Source organism: Paenibacillus sp. FSL H3-0469 (assembly GCF_038051945.1).
Classification (GTDB): Bacteria; Bacillota; Bacilli; order Paenibacillales; family Paenibacillaceae; genus Paenibacillus_AQ.
This window is the reverse complement of the sequence record NZ_CP150302.1, coordinates 378953-394901: the sequence shown is the minus strand read 5'-3', so window position 1 is coordinate 394901 and position 15949 is coordinate 378953. Positions and strand designations below refer to the sequence as shown.

The following is a 15949-nucleotide window of genomic DNA, read 5'->3' as shown; positions in this document are numbered from 1 at the left end:
GACAGGCCATTTGTATGCGAAAAACCGAATACAATTTACGCCGCGTGGTGAATAGTCGGGCTATTTGGGCTTAGGGGGCCAAACATTCTTCACCCGCAGGGCAGGATCATCTCTTCCCTAAGCTTCAACCAGCACACCATCCTCCAGATGCAGCACCCGGTCGCACCAGTCCAGCATCCGTTCGTCATGAGTCACCATCACGGCGGCCTTGCCTTCGCTCCGCACCTCGTCGGCGATCATCCGCACGACTTCCCGGCCGCGGCTGTAATCCAGGCTGGCTGTAGGTTCATCCGCGAACAGAATGGCCGGCTTGTTCATCCATGCCCGGGCAATCGCCACCCGCTGCTTCTCGCCCCCGGACAGCTGTTCGGGGTAATGGTTGCGGCGTTCCCAGATTTCCAGACGCTTCAGCAGATAGGCGGCACGCACCTTCGCTTCCTTCTGGCTGAGCTTAGCCAGCTTCGCGACATAGAGCAATTGCTCCTCTACCTTCAGGAACGGCAGCAGCTGCGCACTTTGGAACATGAAGCCGATTTTTTTCAGCCTCAGCTCCGTTAGTGCCCCTTTGTCCTTGTCACGCAGCGATTCACCGTCGAGGAGAATCTCTCCGCTGGTAGGTGTGAGCAGCGCACCGGCTGCGGAGAGAAACGTGCTTTTGCCGGAGCCGGATGGCCCCAGTACTGCTATGAATTCGCCCTCGTTCACCGTAAGGTCCAGATGGTTCAGCACGGTCATAGCCCGGTCCCCATCCCCGTAAGTCTTGGTTACCTGCTTCATCACTAATTTCGCACTCATGCTCCAGTCCTCCCTATCGCTTCCAAGGCATCCACCTTGGCTACTCTTGCTACCGAAATTAACGAGCCCAGCAAGGACATCCCTATGAACAGCAGACTGGTCATCGCCATCGTCTGTCCGTCCAGCTCAAAAGGCATCGTGTCGGGCAGGCCCATATTCATCCCAAGCGTAAGCAGAATGCCCAGCGCCAGACTGGCGACAGACAGCAGCATCACTTGACCGACTACACTCCAGGCCAGATAGGACATCTTAGTCCCCATCGCCTTCAGGATACCGAATTGGCTGGTCTTCTGGATCGTAATGACATAGAAGAATACAGCAAGAACTACTGCAGCAATTACGAACAGGAACACAATCATCATCAGCAGCGAATTTTGCTCGGCGGAATAACCGGGAACACTGGCAATCGCCTGTTTTTGCGTAATTACCTCTATGGACTGCTGCTGATCCGCAATCTGCAAAGCTTGAGCCGCTGTTACATCCAGCGCGATCACATTGTACGGGGCATTGGCATTACCTGCGCTGCCGCCTTCCTTAACCGCTCCTTGCTTCATCGCCTGCCAGTCCAGCTGATTGATATAGACCACCGGAGTATGGCTGTAGGAGCTATCCTTCACGAAGCCTGTAACCGTCCAGCTCATGCCGGAAGCCTGGTCACGGATCGTACTGCCAATGGTAACGCCGGACTGCTCCAGTTTCGAATCTGCAACCGCGCTGCCTTGAGCCTCATTGGTGAGTCCGGCACCTTCCGTTACTTCAGGAGCCAGCATCCCCGTCATATCTACAGCAAAAAACGTAATATCCGCCTTCACATCCGCACCGGCCGCTGTAATAGTACTGGTCTGTACCCCCAGTGGAGTCGCGTTCGCCTCTCCGGCTACCGACCGGGCAGCCGCAAGCTCCGTATCCGTTAATTGTGAACGCCTGAAGGTATGATCCGCGTCGCTCTGCACGGCAAAATAATTGGCGGGCATATTTTTCAGCGCTGAAATATTAGCATAAGCCAGACCTCTGGCCAGGCCTGTGACGAACAGCACCAGGAATGATACCAGCAGCATAATCACCATAATGAGGCCGTAACGTGCTTTGGAGTGCCTCATCTCCCGAATTGCCAAGAACATATAACCACTCCTTCTAATCTGTATATCCACAGTTTAGAGAGTGAAGATGAACGGAGTATGAATAAAGAATTACACTATATAGATTGAACTTAAAGATCTATGTTTTGGGATTACCGTGACTCCAGAGAAGTTTTGGACTTCCGGCCGCTGCCCTTCTGCAAATTTCATGATTTATACCGTTATTAACGGTTGAAATCCGCAGACAAAGGCGGATGCTACCGCTCCTCCAGTTCCAAAATTCCCCTCCGCCACTTTTCCCTTAACTATAAATTATTAGTTCAACCTATATAGTGGCAGGGTGGCAGGGCAGAGTGACAGTGAACGTAGTTCCTTCCCCTACTGTGCTCGTCACCTCGATGGTTCCGCCATGCGCCTGGACGATCTTTTGGGCAATGGCCAGCCCCAGCCCGCTGCTACCCGGCTCACGGGACCGCGATTGGTCCACCTTATAGAACCGGTCGAAGATCATCGGCAGCTGCTCTGCCGGAATGCCCGCACCGTTGTCGGTCACCGTTACAATACATTGCTGGCCCTCCACATGGGCTGCAATGCTGAGGGTCCCGCCCACCGGGGTGTATTTGACCGCATTCGTCAACAAATTCATCCACACCTGATAGAGCAGATTGGAATCGCCCGTAAACGTGATGTCTGCGGCATGCAGCCTTACCGCCAGCTCCTTCTCCGTAAGATGCCACTCCATAATCTGAATCACCTGACGCAGCTGGGCGCGCAGATCGAAGCTTCTTTTCTGCAGAGCATGCTCGTCATAATCCAGTGAGGACAAGGTAAGCAGCTGCGTGCTGAGCATGGACAACCGCCGGCTCTCCTCCCCGATAATGGACAGATACTCCAGACGCTGGGCTTCCGGCAGAGTACCGTCCTGTAGTGCATGGGCGAAGCCCTGAATGGAGGTTAGCGGTGACTCAATCTCATGTGAGACATTGGCGACAAACTCCTGTCTTGCCCGGTTCGTGCGCTCCAGCTCGCGGCTCATCGTCATGAAGTGGGAAGCCAGTTGGCCGATCTCGTCGCGGCGTGCGGTGTAGAGCTTGATGTCGTAGCGCCCCTTGGAGATTTTAAGCGTGGCTTCAGTTAACCGGGTAATCGGCCGCACCACATGAAATACAGTAATCAGCATGAACCACAGGCTTAGCAGAATAATGACCCCGATGATCACGACAAAAAAGATCCGCAGCTCCCCGAACTGCACCTGAGCATCCGGACGCATGAACAGGGCATAGGTCTCCCCGTTAATATGGACCGGCACTCCAATGGAATTGCTGAGCTGATTATCGAAGAAGCCTGTCACGAACAGCTGGCCGGGGAAATTCCCCACCCCATGGTAGATCTCCCCGTCCAGCACACTGTGCAGTGCCTCTTCCCTGAGGTCATTTTTGCGAAAAGGCAGGCCGTAGAAACGTTCTTCCCCGTCAGCGTTGACCAGATACATCTTATACCCCAGGGAAGCTGTACTCAGGAGATATTCCTCCACCGAATCCGGGTGATCCTCGATGAACTGCTGCAAACCTATGGCCATCCGGGTCAGCTTAGCATCATTTTTCGGCTTGATTTGGGACTGATAGTACAGGTTGGAGACCAAAAATCCCAGCACACTGCTGATCATAATTACCGAGCAGAAGATGATACTCATCCGTACATAGAGCGATCTCATGAATTCACCATGTCCACTTTGTAGCCAATACCCCGGACCGTGCGGATGATAAAATCATTCTGGTATTCGCTGAACCGCTGACGCAGGCGCTTGATATGCACATCTACCGTCCGCTCGTCCCCTTCGTAGTCCGCTCCCCAGACCAGCTCAATCAGCTCGCCACGCGTGAACAGACGTCCCGGATATTGGGCCAGTTGGGCCAGCAGCTCGAACTCCTTCACCGGCAGCAGCAGCACCTCCGTCCCGTCAGTGATCTCGTAATTCTTACGGTCGATCACCAGCGAGTTCAGGCGAATCCGGTCATCCGAGGCGATGGAATAACGGCGGAACAAGGCCTTGATGCGAAAGAGCAGCTCCTCCGGCTCAAAAGGCTTGGTCACATAATCATCCGTCCCGTGCAGATACCCCTGCTCCTTATCGCTGAGCTGCTGACGGGCCGTCAGCAGAATGACGGGAATATCATAGTTCTCCCTTATGTATGCACACAGCTCCAATCCGTCCATATGCGGCATCATCACATCCACCACTGCCAGATCCACTGTCTGCTCCTTCATGCGTGCCGCCGCTTCCAGCCCGTCTCCGGCTTCTATCGCTTGATATCCCTCTCTGGTAAGAACATGCCGCAGCAGCGTGCGGATATGAACATCGTCGTCGGCTACCAGTATCTTTTTCAATTTCCTACGCCCCCTCCGGCTTGCCTGATCAATGTCATCATACTATAAAAGGCAGAATACTGTCCCTCAGCGGGGTGACCGGTCTGCCCATAAGCCGCTCCAAGTCCCCGGAGGTGGAATCCGTATCCAGCTTGCGGAGCCAAGTGTAGATCCAGTGCTGAACACTCGCATCCTGAACATGGACAACAGGCTTCCCGGCAACCTCAGTCAACACTTCAGCCAGATCTGCGAAATCCCAGGTTCGGGAAGCAGCCAGCTCATACACCTGATTGCCGGACTCCCCACTCCCAAGCACAGCAGCCGAAGCCAGAGCCAGGTCTGCGCGTGTTACCGAATTGAACCTCCATTCTCCCGGCGCCGTAGCCAGTACCCCACTGGAGATAGCCTCCTTCAGACCCAGTACTCCTACAAAGTCCATATACAATCCGTTTCGCAAAAAGGTATAGTCCATACCGGACTCTATGATTGCCTGCTCCGTCAGAGTGTGCACATTCCCTGGAGTACTCCGATCCGTACTATGCTGCGGAAAAGCAAAACCTGTATAAAGCAGATGCCGGACCCCGCCTCGCTTCGCTGAATCAATAACACGCTTATGCTGGGCGAGACGCACCTCATCATCTGTATGCGAGCTGGAAATGAGCAGCAGCCGGGAAATCCCGCGGAAGGCTTCATCCAGTGATGCCGGCTGATCATAATCGGCATAACGGACTTCAATCCCCTTCTCCCGGAAATCAGCCGCTTGCTCCATTCTTCTAATTCCGGCAACAATCTGTCCGGCCGGGAGACGCTGACGTAATTGTTCAATAATTAGACGCCCCAGTTGTCCGGTGGCTCCAGTGATCATAATTGTCATAATTGCTTCCTCCTCAATCTTATCGGGTAACGAGCAGCAGCTAGTGCTGCTAACCTTGTCCCCGGACCAGCTTATTAAGCAGCTCCAGCAGCAGGTGCAGCTCCGTCTCATCCAGCCGGTTCATTACAGCCGCGACCGCTTCCCGGTTCCCCGGCAGTTGTTCCATAAGCAGGCGCCCGCCTGCTTCCGTCAGCGAAATGACCGTCTTACGCCCATCGTGCGCATGACCAGCCCGTGTGATATATCCATCCTTTTCCAGCGGAGTCAGCAGCAGGCTGATATTGGCCTTGGTTACCCCAATCCTCGCGGCAAGCAGCGAAGGCAACATCGTTCCCCCGTGCTTCGCGATCTCCACGAGTACACGGATTCTGGCCCCGTTAAGCCCCTGCGCCTGCCAGTATTTCTCGGAGACGGCTACGGTTCCTGCTGTCGCTTCCACCAAGGCGAAGAACAACTCATTGGCGAGCGGCAGCTCCGTCACAAACTTTTGCAAATCATCCATGAACAGTGGTCAACTCCATTTAGTTAATAGCTTAACTATATTCACAGACAGAATAACAGGTTCCGCCAGGATTGTCAAAGGCATAGCGCTGCTCTCCCCATATCCATACAAGTGGAAACGGCTTTGCCGTCCTTTTAAAGGACGGTACCGTTTCAGCGAGAAATAGAAGGATAAGTTATTGTGTGAAACATATAATTTCTTATATTTCGAAAAACCCCCTGTCCTTCACGGGGAAGACAGGGGGCTCATAATCCAGCCAGATGCAGTATTCTGTTAGATTAAGACAGGCTTAGCCGCAGATGACACCGCTTCTTCACCGTAGCTCATGCTGCCATCCAGCACAAGCTCCAGCTTGATCAGCTCCGAGCGGCTAGCCAGCCTGATCGGCGGTCCCCAGGTTCCGTAGCCGGATGAGACGATGACATGCAGCTTGTTTTTGAGCAGATAGCCCCAATCCAGTTCGAACAGGCGCCGGGTAATCCAGTGATTCGGTGCAATCTGCCCCCGGTGGGTATGTCCTGACAGCAGCACATCTACTCCAGCCTCTGAAGCGATGCCGAAGCCAGTCGGCTGATGGTCCATCATCAGAATCGGCTTGCTGCGGTCAAGACCCTCCAGTAAAGCTTCTACGCTGAGCCGTCCACCGGCCTCCATAGCTTCAGCAGTCTTGTCTTTGCGTCCGACCACGTAGACTCCCGAAGTCTCCACCACTTCATCCTGCAGCACCTGAATGCCAACACTCCGCATAACCTCCGAATACTGCGCAATCGAACCGCCGTAGTATTCGTGATTCCCCAGCACAGCGTAGACCCCATAACGTGCCTTCAGCTGCTTCAGCTGCTGCTCCATCCCATTGCGGAGAAAAGGCTCAATGCTGTCATCCAGCACATCCCCAGCCAGCAGAATGATATCCGGGTTCATCGCGTTCATCTCCCTGACCATTCTGCGCAGATGGCGGTTGCCGACAATGTTGCCCAGATGGAGGTCAGAGGCTACGGCTACCGTCAGCGGAACGCTGGTTCCGATGGATTTGTCCACCTTAAGCCGGTGGGTCCGCACCACAGTACTCCAGGCATTGCGCGATCCCCAGATCAGGAAGACGGCGAGCAATACCAGCACTGTAGTCCCGGCTTCCGTCACGAATGCGGAGAGATTCGCGCCTGCGAGCGCCAGCACACCATAGAGCAGATCGGTCAGCGGCAGCATGATCACAGCGAACTCCATACAAGCCAGATAATAAGAGCCGATCACCTTGAACAACCGGCCTACCGGTCTGAGCGCCTGCGGCAGCGGCACCCGGCCAATCATATAAGAGAAGGAAATGACAAGAAAGACAGTCCAGTACGCAGCAGTATTCATCCCCGGCAGCCATGCCTGGAGCAATATGGACAGATGCCATCCAATGTAGACGTTCACCAGTCCAAGCACCAGCACCATGACCGCAGCCCCGGCCAGCATCCGCATATTTTTCACTTCATTCCACTCCCTTAAAGTAAGTTTCTATCCTATCTACTTCAAATCATAACACAAAGTATTCACCAGGTATAAACTGTGCCGTCAACCTGTGATAAACCTGAGTTCCCATTGGACAAAAAAGAAAAAAGAAAGACAGCCCTGCGGCTGCCGTCCATGGAATGCTTAAATTAGTGATGCGTAGTTAGTAGTGTGTAACTGTGTGCAACCAGCTGAATTAGACCCTTCGCTTTTGCTTATTGTCTCAGTCCCTTAATGTCTTCAACCGATAAGCCGGTGGCTTCGGAAATAGTTTGCAGGTCTATGCCGCGATCCAGAAGTTTAATAGCAATTTCTTTGCTATTTTCAGCCTTGGCTCCTTCAATACGGGAATGCTCATCGCTCAGCGCCTTCATTCGGGCATCATAAGCCATTCGCGCTGCCGCGTCCTGACTTAGAAACTCTAGCGTGTCCATCGCTTTTTTCAGCATCGGCTCTTTCATGGTCAGCACCTCCCAATTGGATTGATCGACTCCCTTTAGAAACAGCAGCCAGTTCACCAGCCCGCCTTCTTCGAGCTCTACCGCATGTTCACTCAGCTTGGTCAGCTCAATCACATGAATTTCAATATCATCCAGCAGCGGAATTCCTGTACGGTCCTCCCGAAGATGAAATACATTATGATAACGGTCATTAGGCAGACAAGAATAATTCAGTATATTAATAGTCACACATTTCTTCAACGTATTGTAATTTCCGCCTTTAGGAATCTGATGATAATACATTTCAGACCAATAGAATAGCGTACGTTTTTCCATATGATAAGGGTTAAATAACTGCATTTCAATATTTAAAAGCTCGCCCTTCGCCGTCTTGGCCTTAATGTCCATAATCGATTGCTTATCGTTCGGACTATCAGGTTCCGTGTAAGGATTAAGCAAGACAATCTCAGTCAGAGGGGGTTCTCCCGCCTCGCGGAATGTGCTGTTCAGAAAAGCCAGCAGTACATCCTTATTATGCTCACTGCCGAAAATTCGTTTAAAAATAACATCTACCCGCGGATCAAGCAGTTCAAGCATGAGCCTCTCACTCCATTCCTGATTATTTTCAGTATAACATTTTATCCTTTCTGATTAAACATACTTCAAGTCTTTGAACAAGTAACGTTACCCTTTTTCCGCTTAAGAGCTGAATCATAAAAAAAGAAAATGCCTCACGGCATCTCCAAGTTTCCTTTGTTAAGTTAGACCGCCCGGTTCCCCTTAGCCGCGATGCATTCACCGATGAGCTTATCGCATTTGTGAATATGATTAATCAGCCAGTCCGTCAGTGTCCGGTTCAGCTTGATCGTGGATAATACGGATACGCCCTTGGTCTTAACAGTCTCCTCCAGTTCCATCACCGTCTGCACGAATTCAGCGTGCGTCTTCTGATGCTCCGTCAGCTCCGGGAAGTCGATATTCTTCATCAGCTGCTCTTCACTTCCGAAATGCTCCACGGTATAGTCCTTGAGGAACTTCAGCGTTTCTTCGATCTTCTCTTTGCCCTGCTGGTTGCTGCACGCATCGAAAAAATCATTCAGCTTCACCAGCAGCTGTCTGTGCTGACAGTCAATCTTCTCTACTCCGATATCATACGAATCCTTCCAGCTAATCATAGGTTCACCCTGTCCTTTGCCATAAATGCAATAGTCAAAATATAACTAATTGTCTGCTTTTCCCTATGAAAGTTCTATTAAGAACATCACAGGGCGGCGTTGCCGGACAGGAGGGTGATCTCAAAATAAATTCCATTCCCGGTTATACCGGTACAGCTTCGAGGGACGGTGTCCGGCATCCCGGGTGCTCTGATCCGTCTCAATGACCCGCTCTGCGATTTTGCGGCGGAAGGCGGCAGCGAGCAGCTCCTTACCAAGGATGATCTCATACACACGCTGCAGCTCGGACAAGGTGAACAGCGGCGGCATGAGATTGAAGATGATATCCGTATATTCCGCCTTGCCTCGCAGACGTTCGATGGCATACTGCACCATGAGCAGATGGTCAAAAGAAAACCCCGCGCTGCGCACGATCTCACGGCTGACCTGGCGGACATGCCCCTGAATAGTCTCCGTAAGCTTGACCACCCCGCTTAGCTTCTCCTGCTCACTCTCCAGTATAATCTCCACCAGTGTCTCCTGACGGACGTCCTGCTCCAGCACCTCGCGGCGGGTCTCCAGGATGTTGTACGAGACGTCGAACCAACCGGCTGCGGCGGCATCATCCCCGGCCTGAACCTTCAGCGACTTGCGGTCCACCAGTGCCATATAAGAACAGCTGATGACCCGCATCCGCGGATCACGCTCCACATCGCCCCACGTATATAATTGCTCCATATAGATATTATCGATATTCGTCTCGCTGTACAGCTCCCGGCGGGCGGCTTCCTCTACACTCTCGTTAATCCCTACGAATCCTCCCGGCAAGGCCCATTGTCCCAGAAAAGGATGCTCCCCGCGCTGAATCAGCAACAGCTGCAAGGACTTCTCCGCCAGCTTGCGGTAGTTATTTTGCTCCTGTTCCATTACGGTGAAGATCAGCATATCGACGGTGACGGACGGACGCTCGTAGTTGCCGGCATTATAATTTTTCAGGAATTGCTCCTCGTTTAAGCCGTTGAAGTCAGTGATCGGTTGATTTGGCATGGATATTCTCCTTGTCTTGAATCAATTAATAGGAATCGGTTGTTAATAACATATTGATATTATATACATGTTAATGGAATGCGGGCAAGTCTGCCGGGAGAAAGCACCATTTTGTCCATACTTAAAAAACAAAAAATTGCCCCACCCGAAAGCAAGGCAATTCATGTAACCTATTCTTATTGCACACCTGTTGATCACATCGGTTCGATATGGACAAGTACGGTAGAGACCTGATGACGGTCCTTAAGCTGATCTTCGATCTCCTCCGTAATATCGTGGCTCTGCACTACATTCAGATTGGAATCCACCAGCACTGTAGTATCCACAAGTACATTATTGCCGTGAATACGGGCCTTGATATCCTTAATCGACTCCACCCCTTCGATCTCCGCCACTGTCTGCTTCATCAGTTCCAGCTTACCGGCATCGAAGCCGTCGGTGAGGTCATGTGTAGCTTTGCGGAAAATATCCCAGGCCGTCTTGCAGATCAGCAGTCCGACAATCGTGGCTGTGAGCGGATCTAACCAAGGTATGCCGAACTGTGAGCCGATAATGCCGACGAAGGCCCCCATGCTGACCAGCGCATCCGAACGGTTATCCTGCGCCACTGCATGCATTGCATTGCTGTTCAGGTTGCGGGCAAGCCTGATGTTGTAACGGTAGACTGCGATCATAACCACAGCACAGGCAGCAGCCGTCCACGCGGCAATCAGATCAGGGGTCTCTAGCACAGGCTGAATGAATTTGTTCACACCCTGATAGAGCACTTGGAAGCCTACAGCAATCATGATAAAAGAGGCGACCAGTGCGGCAACTGTCTCTGCTCTGAAATGACCATAGCTATGGTTGGAATCCGGGGGTCTGCGGGAAATCCTAAGCCCGGTCAGAATGGCCAGGGAAGCAATAATGTCGGTGCTGTTATTCAGCCCGTCCGCAAGCAGTGCCTGAGAGCCTGACACCGTTCCTATGAATAATTTGACGGCAGATAAGAGTATGTATGCTAATAGACTTAGCCATGCTCCTTTTTCACTTTGTTTGATATCGCTGTAATTTTCCAAGAAAAAGGACCTCCAAAGATTAGTATTGTTCCATACTACACGCTGGCTTACGGGTGGGTCTAGAGAAACAGTGTTGCCGGACAGCGCAAGAGTTAACCCCGCTAAATAGAGTTGGAAGCCCGGAAGTAAGTTGCGGCCCCCAACATTCTTTGCCCTTGTTCAACTTTGCAGCTCATCTGCTGCTGACAGGCCATGTAACTTTTCCCGTAAAACGTAGTCTAACTATATGGAGATCCTAAGCCGGCCAAGTGGAAACGGCTTTGCCGTACTTTTAAAGAATGGTACCGTATAAATTCTTCTATTTGCACAAAAAAAGCGGCTTCCCCTCTTCAGGAGAATGCCGCTGAGCTTACGTACGATCGCTTACACTGGCTGTCTGCTACTCCGCTGGAGGAGTGAACGAACGTGCTGCAAATTCTGCATCCAGCATATAGAAGGCATTGCTGTCGGTTTCGATCCGTTTGAGCTTGGCGATAATGTTGCTGAAGAGCGCCTCTTCTTCCACCTGCTCATCAATGAACCATTTCAGGAAATAGATCGTCGCATGCTCCCGTTCATCCAGTGCCAGATCCGCCAGATGATAGAACTTCTTCGTATTCTGCTGCTCATGCGCGAAGGCATGCTCGAACGCATCCAGCATGGAGCTATACTCATTGTTCGGTTCAGGCATTGCCGCAAGGGTTGCCCGGTAATCACGGTCATTCAGGAATTTGTAGATCTTCATGGCATGGAACCGTTCTTCTTCAGCCTGCACCAAAAAGAAATTGGCGAATCCGTCCAGGCTCTCACCGGAACAGTACGCAGCCATCGCAAGATAGACATGCGCAGAATAGAATTCGAAATTCATTTGTTCATTAAGCGTATTCATTAATTGCTCTTTCATTGACAGGTCACCTCATCCTATAGTATTGATTATGCTTAATGCAGTTCTTATGTAATGTCTTGTTCATTCTATCATTCTTATCCGCCAAACCGCAATCGAAAGGAAGATTCCCGCGATGAAATGGTTCAGCCTTCAAAAGATAAACAATAATCCACTCCGCCACTCTCTCCTCCCGCTCGCCGCCTCCGCCTGCCTGCTTCTGGCAAGCGGCTGTGAGGGGAGTGTGAATTCCGCACAGGTTAGTACCAATACCGGCTCCACCCCTGCTGCGTCAGCAGCTTCTCCGGCCGCCGTACAGACACCAGCAGCAACCGAAGCAGAAGCGACACCATCACCTGAGGCTTCGGTCACTCCTGACCCCGTCTCCCGGAAGCTCTCCGGAATGACCCTGGAGGAGAAGATCGGCCAGATGCTGCTGGTCGGCGTCCAAGGCAAAACAGCAGGTGCTGAAGCACGGAAGATGATTGCCGAAGATAAGGTGGGCGGAATCATTCTGTATTCTAATAATGTCGGCAGCCTGAAGGAGCTGGTGCAGCTGACCAACGCCCTGAAGCAGAGCAACGCAGGAAATCCCGCGCCGCTGTTCATGAGTGTCGATCAGGAAGGCGGCAAGGTCAGCCGTCTTCCTGAGGACTACGCCACCTTCCCTTCGAACGCTGCTGTCGGCAGCGGAGACGATGCCACAGCTGCCGGAACGATGGGCGAGCTGCTCGGACGGGCGGTGAAATCCTCCGGCTTCAATATGGACTTCGCGCCGGTGCTCGATATCAACAGCAACCCGGATAATCCGGTAATTGGTGACCGTTCCTTCGGCAGCAGCGCAGAGCTGGTCACCCGGCTAGGCATTGCCGAGATGAAGGGGCTTGAGCGCGCAGGCGTCATTCCCGTGGTCAAGCATTATCCAGGCCATGGCGATACCTCGGTAGACTCGCACCTGGAGCTGCCTGTGATCAACAAGACAGAGACCCAGCTGGCAGAACTGGAATGGCTGCCATTCCAGGCAGCGATCCGCGAGAAGGCCGATGCCGTAATGGTGGCTCATATTCTTTATCCAAAGCTCGACCCGGACAAACCCGCCTCCCTGTCCCAAGTAATTATCAGCCAGCAGCTGCGAGGACAGATGGGATACGAAGGGGTAGTTATTACGGATGACATGACTATGGGGGCGATTATTAAGAATTACAGCCTCCCTGCTGCGGCAATAGAATCCGTATTGGCTGGCAGCGATATCCTGCTGGTTGCCCATGAATACAAGAACGAGCAAGCTGTACGCGCCGCACTCCTGGACAGTGTCAGGAACGGCACCATCTCCGAAGCACGGATTGACGAAAGTGTCTACCGTATTTTGGCGCTGAAGGACAAGTATCAGTTAACGGACGAAGCGGTGCCCTTACCTGATCTCGCCGGACTGAACAGTGACATCCAGACTTGGCGCAAGCCGTTCATACGGAAGTGACAACTGCTGCCCTCCACACAGGCCACAATCCGCAGAAAAGCCCCAATCCCGGGAATCAGGGTTTGGGGCTTTCAACTGTTTCAACTGCTGTCAACTACTGCTGTCTACTGCAGAACCACGGTGTCTCCTGCCTTCAGTCCCGACAGCACCTCTGTTTTATCAGTCGTTTCCATTCCGGTCTTGATCTCTTTGCGTTCGTACTGTCCGTTTCCTTTGTCCACCATAACAAAGGCCAGATCCCCTTCACGAATGACGGCGATATTGGATACAACTACTGCCTTCTCTTTGCGAGAGGTCTCGACGTCTCCGCTCAGGCTAAGGCCGCCCATCAAATGCTCGTCCGGCTGCATGGAGATGACCACCTCGAATTGCGGAAGCTGGCCCGCTGTGTTCTGTCCGGTAGTCGTTGTAGCGAATTTGGCCACTCCGGTTACCTCTCCGTCCAGGACCAGATCTTTGACAGCGGTCATCTTCACCTTCACCTTCATGCCTTTTTTGATGCGGAAAATATCCTGTTCCCCGACCTGTGCTATGAACTCTACCTTGTTCGTGTCCACAATCTTGCCGATGTACTGATTGTCGGTGACGGTCTGCGGACGTTCTGCACTGCTGTCGAAGAGGAAGATACCGTTCTCCGGTGCATGGTATACCGCAGTGTTCAGCTTCGCCTTCTTCTCCGCAAGCTCTTTGGCTTGAATCTCGGCATTCACCTGGTTCAGCTCATCGCTCAGACGTGCAGTTTCCTGGGCAGCCAAGGCCTTCAGCCGTTCCGCTTCTGTTCCGGCCGGGGTAGTGGAATCATCCTCCTGCTGCGCGACAAAAGCATTCAGTTCCCCTTCCAGCTTCGCCTTGCGGGCGGTTGCCTCCGCCGTGGCAATCTCATTACGGAGTGTGCTCTGATCCAGGGTGAAAAGCACCTGCCCCTTCTTCACCTGTGCCCCGTTCTCCACCTTCCAGGCTGTCACCTTGGAAGCAAAGGGGGCATACACCAGCGTCTCCTTCTGGTATTGCGATCTGCCTTTGATCTGCACGGAGCTGGTTAACGTCTCTTCCGTTACCGGGAAGCTGATTACCTGCATCGGTTCAGGCGGGAGATCAGCGGTCTCTTCAGCCTTGAAGAATTTGGTATATCCGAAATAACCGGCAGTTCCGATAATACCTAAGATTATGATCCATTTCAGGCTCTTCTTTAGAGTCCTCTTCATCGTTTCGGCTTCCTTTCTAGCTTAGGGTTAGTCTCGTTTAATAGCGGTTAATGCATCGGTTCTGGAGGCGCTGATCGCCGGATAGATCCCCGACAGCACACCGGTCATAATGGCAAAGGAGATGCCGATCGGCAGATTCATAGTTGGAATGAAGAAATTCATCCCGTCCCCTGCACTGCCTACCAGCTTGTTGAGCGCCATGACAATCAAATAGGAGAAAGCAACCCCCAGCATGCCCCCGAGCAGCCCCAGAAGTGCAGCTTCGGTAATGAACATATTGCGGATCTGTCCCATGTTGGCCCCGAGGACCTTCATAATCCCAATCTGGCGCCGCCGTTGATGGGTGGACATGGTCATGGCCACTATGATCGAGATGGAGGCGATGATCAGGATGAATACCCCGATGCCGAGCGCCGCCATTTTGATCATATCGAATTGTTCCTTCAGCATCTCCTGCTGGAACAGATTGTCTTGAGCGTTCAGCGACAGCTTCTGAATCATCTGCTCCACCGGCTTGATGTTCGCCACATCGTCCACCTTGACTGTAATCGAATTATAGCTGCCCTCCGGCGGGAGAGTTAGCACACTGGTGGTGGAATTATCGAATACAAGCTCCTTGGAGAGCTGCTGTGCGGTCTCGGGAGACATATACATAATCTTCTCATAGGATGACCGCAGTTCGTCCATACCCTTGGGAAGCGCCAGAATTCCGGAGATCTGCAGGGGGGAGCTAAGCTTGAACACCGGTGATGTAGAACTGTAATCCTGAGCCTGAATTTGGACCTGCTTGCGGTACAGTTCAGTAGGCACAGTGGCCATTTTGTCATATTGCTGGTACAGCTCCTGGTTGAACGGATCCGCACTCATCTGATCGAACAGCTTCGTCCGGGTCTCCAGGTCAATCAGGCCCAGTGTAGCCCCGTGATTGAGCACAATTGATCCGGGCTGGCCATTCGCCCCTCCCTGCTTGAACTTGTGGTCGTACGCCGTCAGCTTCTGTAAATCGGCGACAATGACCTGAACATCGGAAATCTTATTATCAATGGTTACCATCTGCAGATATCCTGCCTGATGAAAAGGCGATGCCGCCTTCACATGATTCAGCCCCTGGATAATCTTCAGCTTCTGATCGGTCAGCTTGCCGGGGTCGAGCTTCTCATTCACCTCTCCCGAGCCGCCTGCACTGGCTCCCTTGCCGATGTCTGGCGGCCCTCCGCCCGGTGAGACCATAATCTCATCCATTTTGAAGTTGGCATTCACCTGTTCGGTAACATAGACCTGTGCAGACTGTCCTACGCTCAGGGCCACAATAATGGCTGCGCAGCCGATAGATATCCCGGTCATACACAGACCCGTAACCACCTTGCGCCGTTTGACCTGTTCCCAGGCCATCCGTGAAATGTCTCTGATCTTCACGGCTTCCCTCCCTCTGCAGGATCAGCTTCCGCAGCGGTCTGGTGTTCAGGTTCCTCAGCCGGCGGATCTTCATCCGCTGCTGCTGTCTGCGGCTCTACAGCTTCCTGTTCAGCTCCTGCAGCTAATTGTTCTTCAACCTCTACCATGGTCTGCGGTTCAGCTTCCTCAGCAATTTGCTC

At 52.5% G+C, this 15949-nt stretch carries 15 protein-coding genes; 1 reads left to right on the top strand and 14 read right to left on the bottom strand.

Annotation, left to right across the window (positions count from 1 at the left end):
• Positions 1-117 precede the first annotated feature (117 nt).
• From NSS83_RS01830 to NSS83_RS01775, 12 genes are all read right to left on the bottom strand, one after another.
• Entirely contained in the window at positions 118-795 is a 678-nt protein-coding gene (locus tag NSS83_RS01830) for an ABC transporter ATP-binding protein (protein ID WP_341186031.1), read from the bottom strand.
• Positions 792-1916 carry an ABC transporter permease gene (locus NSS83_RS01825; RefSeq protein ID WP_341186032.1) on the bottom strand — a complete coding sequence of 375 codons (1125 nt, stop codon included), beginning with the start codon at positions 1914-1916 and terminating at the stop codon, positions 792-794. Before NSS83_RS01825 ends, NSS83_RS01830 begins: the two co-directional genes overlap by 4 nt.
• A gap of 283 nt (positions 1917-2199) precedes the next feature.
• The gene (locus NSS83_RS01820) at positions 2200-3588 is read right to left on the bottom strand and encodes a HAMP domain-containing sensor histidine kinase (protein ID WP_341347552.1); all 1389 of its coding nucleotides are present in this window, start codon (positions 3586-3588) and stop codon (positions 2200-2202) included.
• Positions 3585-4262, bottom strand: a complete 678-nt coding sequence (locus tag NSS83_RS01815; RefSeq protein ID WP_341186034.1) for a response regulator transcription factor — start codon at positions 4260-4262, stop codon at positions 3585-3587. The genes NSS83_RS01820 and NSS83_RS01815 overlap by 4 nt, the downstream gene beginning before the upstream one ends.
• A 37-nt stretch (positions 4263-4299) precedes the next feature.
• The gene (locus NSS83_RS01810) at positions 4300-5115 is read right to left on the bottom strand and encodes an SDR family oxidoreductase (protein WP_341347551.1); all 816 of its coding nucleotides are present in this window, start codon (positions 5113-5115) and stop codon (positions 4300-4302) included.
• A gap of 49 nt (positions 5116-5164) precedes the next feature.
• Positions 5165-5617 carry a MarR family transcriptional regulator gene (locus NSS83_RS01805; RefSeq protein WP_341347550.1) on the bottom strand — a complete coding sequence of 151 codons (453 nt, stop codon included), beginning with the start codon at positions 5615-5617 and terminating at the stop codon, positions 5165-5167.
• Positions 5618-5890: 273 nt separating this feature from the next.
• Positions 5891-7081 carry a metallophosphoesterase gene (locus tag NSS83_RS01800; RefSeq protein ID WP_341186812.1) on the bottom strand — a complete coding sequence of 397 codons (1191 nt, stop codon included), beginning with the start codon at positions 7079-7081 and terminating at the stop codon, positions 5891-5893.
• A 245-nt stretch (positions 7082-7326) separates the two neighbouring features.
• The gene (locus NSS83_RS01795) at positions 7327-8148 is read right to left on the bottom strand and encodes an Rpn family recombination-promoting nuclease/putative transposase (protein ID WP_341186037.1); all 822 of its coding nucleotides are present in this window, start codon (positions 8146-8148) and stop codon (positions 7327-7329) included.
• A gap of 164 nt (positions 8149-8312) precedes the next feature.
• The gene (locus tag NSS83_RS01790; RefSeq protein ID WP_341186038.1) at positions 8313-8726 is read right to left on the bottom strand and encodes a bacteriohemerythrin; all 414 of its coding nucleotides are present in this window, start codon (positions 8724-8726) and stop codon (positions 8313-8315) included.
• Between the two features lie 120 nt (positions 8727-8846).
• Complete coding sequence (locus tag NSS83_RS01785; RefSeq protein WP_341347549.1) at positions 8847-9752, bottom strand: NUDIX domain-containing protein; 906 nt, start codon at positions 9750-9752, stop codon at positions 8847-8849.
• 194 nt (positions 9753-9946) lie between these two features.
• On the bottom strand, positions 9947-10810 hold the full coding sequence (locus NSS83_RS01780) for a cation diffusion facilitator family transporter (RefSeq protein WP_341186040.1): 864 nt from the start codon (positions 10808-10810) through the stop codon (positions 9947-9949).
• 379 nt (positions 10811-11189) lie between these two features.
• Complete coding sequence (locus NSS83_RS01775; protein WP_036694058.1) at positions 11190-11693, bottom strand: ferritin; 504 nt, start codon at positions 11691-11693, stop codon at positions 11190-11192.
• Positions 11694-11808: 115 nt separating this feature from the next.
• Here NSS83_RS01775 and nagZ point away from each other — a divergent pair, with 115 nt between their 5' ends.
• A complete protein-coding gene (gene nagZ, locus NSS83_RS01770) occupies positions 11809-13149 on the top strand; it encodes a beta-N-acetylhexosaminidase (RefSeq protein ID WP_341347548.1) in 1341 nt (446 codons plus the stop codon).
• 104 nt (positions 13150-13253) lie between these two features.
• Here the strand turns inward: nagZ and NSS83_RS01765 are convergent, their stop codons facing one another.
• Positions 13254-14354 carry an efflux RND transporter periplasmic adaptor subunit gene (locus NSS83_RS01765; RefSeq protein WP_341186042.1) on the bottom strand — a complete coding sequence of 367 codons (1101 nt, stop codon included), beginning with the start codon at positions 14352-14354 and terminating at the stop codon, positions 13254-13256.
• A gap of 27 nt (positions 14355-14381) precedes the next feature.
• Complete coding sequence (locus NSS83_RS01760; protein WP_341186043.1) at positions 14382-15770, bottom strand: ABC transporter permease; 1389 nt, start codon at positions 15768-15770, stop codon at positions 14382-14384.
• Positions 15771-15949 lie beyond the last annotated feature (179 nt).

Coding starts and splice junctions, on each gene's coding strand:
- NSS83_RS01795 (WP_341186037.1), bottom strand. CDS start 8,148: ATGCTTGAACTGCTTGATCCGCGGGTAGATGTTATTTTTAAACGAATT.
- NSS83_RS01790 (WP_341186038.1), bottom strand. CDS start 8,726: ATGATTAGCTGGAAGGATTCGTATGATATCGGAGTAGAGAAGATTGAC.
- NSS83_RS01830 (WP_341186031.1), bottom strand. CDS start 795: ATGAGTGCGAAATTAGTGATGAAGCAGGTAACCAAGACTTACGGGGAT.
- NSS83_RS01775 (WP_036694058.1), bottom strand. CDS start 11,693: ATGAAAGAGCAATTAATGAATACGCTTAATGAACAAATGAATTTCGAA.
- NSS83_RS01820 (WP_341347552.1), bottom strand. CDS start 3,588: ATGAGATCGCTCTATGTACGGATGAGTATCATCTTCTGCTCGGTAATT.
- NSS83_RS01810 (WP_341347551.1), bottom strand. CDS start 5,115: ATGACAATTATGATCACTGGAGCCACCGGACAACTGGGGCGTCTAATT.
- NSS83_RS01785 (WP_341347549.1), bottom strand. CDS start 9,752: ATGCCAAATCAACCGATCACTGACTTCAACGGCTTAAACGAGGAGCAA.
- NSS83_RS01800 (WP_341186812.1), bottom strand. CDS start 7,081: ATGCGGATGCTGGCCGGGGCTGCGGTCATGGTGCTGGTGCTTGGACTG.
- NSS83_RS01805 (WP_341347550.1), bottom strand. CDS start 5,617: ATGGATGATTTGCAAAAGTTTGTGACGGAGCTGCCGCTCGCCAATGAG.
- NSS83_RS01825 (WP_341186032.1), bottom strand. CDS start 1,916: ATGTTCTTGGCAATTCGGGAGATGAGGCACTCCAAAGCACGTTACGGC.
- nagZ (WP_341347548.1), top strand. CDS start 11,809: ATGAAATGGTTCAGCCTTCAAAAGATAAACAATAATCCACTCCGCCAC.
- NSS83_RS01765 (WP_341186042.1), bottom strand. CDS start 14,354: ATGAAGAGGACTCTAAAGAAGAGCCTGAAATGGATCATAATCTTAGGT.